This is a genomic window from Cupriavidus sp. 21MJTG02-4 (genome assembly GCF_057798975.1).
The window spans coordinates 1-2,602 of record NZ_JBYOJP010000048.1 but is presented as its reverse complement, the minus strand read 5'-3'; the positions used below and the strand labels follow the sequence as shown (position 1 = coordinate 2,602).

Sequence of the window (2,602 nt, the reverse complement as noted above, 5' to 3'; positions counted from 1 at the left end):
GGGGTGACGGCGTACCTTTTGTATAATGGGTCAGCGACTTACATTCAGTGGCAAGCTTAACCGATTAGGGCAGGCGTAGCGAAAGCGAGTCCGAACAGGGCGTTCAGTCGCTGGGTGTAGACCCGAAACCAGATGATCTATCCATGGCCAGGTTGAAGGTGCGGTAACACGTACTGGAGGACCGAACCCACTAACGTTGAAAAGTTAGGGGATGAGCTGTGGATAGGGGTGAAAGGCTAAACAAATCTGGAAATAGCTGGTTCTCTCCGAAAACTATTTAGGTAGTGCCTCGTGTCTCACCTTCGGGGGTAGAGCACTGTCATGGTTGGGGGGTCTATTGCTGATTACCCCGCCATAGCAAACTCCGAATACCGAAGAGTGCAATCACGGGAGACAGACATCGGGTGCTAACGTCCGGTGTCAAGAGGGAAACAACCCAGACCGCCAGCTAAGGTCCCCAAATATAGCTAAGTGGGAAACGAAGTGGGAAGGCTAAAACAGTCAGGAGGTTGGCTTAGAAGCAGCCACCCTTTAAAGAAAGCGTAATAGCTCACTGATCGAGTCGTCCTGCGCGGAAGATGTAACGGGGCTAAGCTATATACCGAAGCTGCGGACGCACAGTAATGTGCGTGGTAGGAGAGCGTTCCGTAAGCCTGTGAAGGTGTCTTGTAAAGGATGCTGGAGGTATCGGAAGTGCGAATGCTGACATGAGTAGCGATAAAGGGGGTGAAAGGCCCCCTCGCCGTAAGCCCAAGGTTTCCTACGCAACGTTCATCGGCGTAGGGTGAGTCGGCCCCTAAGGCGAGGCAGAGATGCGTAGCTGATGGGAAGCAGGTTAATATTCCTGCACCGTCGTATGATGCGATGGGGGGACGGATCGCGGAAGGTTGTCCGGGTGTTGGAAGTCCCGGTCCCTGCATTGGAGAAGGCGCTTAGGCAAATCCGGGCGCGGAATTCAAGGATGTGGGGCGAGCGGCCTAGTGCTGCGAAGCAATTGGAAGTGGTTCCAAGAAAAGCCTCTAAGCTTCAGTCATACGAGACCGTACCGCAAACCGACACAGGTGGGCGAGATGAGTATTCTAAGGCGCTTGAGAGAACTCGGGAGAAGGAACTCGGCAAATTGGTACCGTAACTTCGGGATAAGGTACGCCCTGGTAGCTTGACTGGCCTGCGCCAGAAGGGTGAAGGGGTTGCAATAAAATGGTGGCTGCGACTGTTTAATAAAAACACAGCACTCTGCAAACACGAAAGTGGACGTATAGGGTGTGACGCCTGCCCGGTGCCGGAAGATTAAATGATGGGGTGCAAGCTCTTGATTGAAGTCCCGGTAAACGGCGGCCGTAACTATAACGGTCCTAAGGTAGCGAAATTCCTTGTCGGGTAAGTTCCGACCTGCACGAATGGCGTAACGATGGCCACACTGTCTCCTCCCGAGACTCAGCGAAGTTGAAGTGTTTGTGATGATGCAATCTCCCCGCGGCTAGACGGAAAGACCCCATGAACCTTTACTGTAGCTTTGCATTGGACTTTGAACCGATCTGTGTAGGATAGGTGGGAGGCTTTGAAGCGTGGACGCTAGTCTACGTGGAGCCGTCCTTGAAATACCACCCTGGTTTGTTTGAGGTTCTAACCTTGGCCCGTGAATCCGGGTCGGGGACAGTGCATGGTAGGCAGTTTGACTGGGGCGGTCTCCTCCCAAAGTGTAACGGAGGAGTTCGAAGGTACGCTTGGTACGGTCGGACATCGTACCTAAAGTGCAATGGCAAAAGCGTGCTTAACTGCGAGACCGACAAGTCGAGCAGGTGCGAAAGCAGGACATAGTGATCCGGTGGTTCTGAATGGAAGGGCCATCGCTCAACGGATAAAAGGTACTCTGGGGATAACAGGCTGATACCGCCCAAGAGTTCATATCGACGGCGGTGTTTGGCACCTCGATGTCGGCTCATCTCATCCTGGGGCTGTAGCCGGTCCCAAGGGTATGGCTGTTCGCCATTTAAAGAGGTACGTGAGCTGGGTTTAAAACGTCGTGAGACAGTTTGGTCCCTATCTGCCGTGGGCGTTGGAATCTTGACGGGGGCTGCTCCTAGTACGAGAGGACCGGAGTGGACGTACCGCTGGTGTACCTGTTGTCTCGCCAGAGGCATCGCAGGGTAGCTATGTACGGAAGAGATAACCGCTGAAAGCATCTAAGCGGGAAACTCGCCTGAAGATGAGGATTCCCTGGCGGCTTGACCGCCTTGAAGGGTCGTTCGAGACCAGGACGTTGATAGGCTGGGTGTGGAAGCGCAGTAATGCGTTAAGCTAACCAGTACTAATTGCCCGTAAGGCTTGATCCTATAACCAGTGTGTTTTAGCCTGGTGGGTCGATCGCCTTGTGCCGAGCGATACAGCACAACCCAAGACTACAGAACTACATCCCGAATTGGTGAGGTTGACCGCGTCAGCCTCACAACCCCTTATGCCTGGTGACCATAGCGAGTTGGAACCACCCCTTCCCATCCCGAACAGGTCCGTGAAACGACTCCGCGCCGATGATAGTGCGGATTACCCGTGTGAAAGTAGGTCATCGCCAGGCTCTTACAATGCAAAACCCCTCGACAGC

General features: G+C 53.8%; 2 rRNA genes. Both read left to right on the top strand.

From position 1 onward, the window contains the following. A 23S ribosomal RNA gene (locus tag AC3FKH_RS34390) occupies positions 1 to 2,336 on the top strand; the annotation flags it as partial. 125 nt (positions 2,337 to 2,461) lie between these two features. Continuing rightward, positions 2,462 to 2,575, top strand: a 5S ribosomal RNA gene (gene rrf, locus AC3FKH_RS34385). Positions 2,576 to 2,602: the final 27 nt, after the last annotated feature.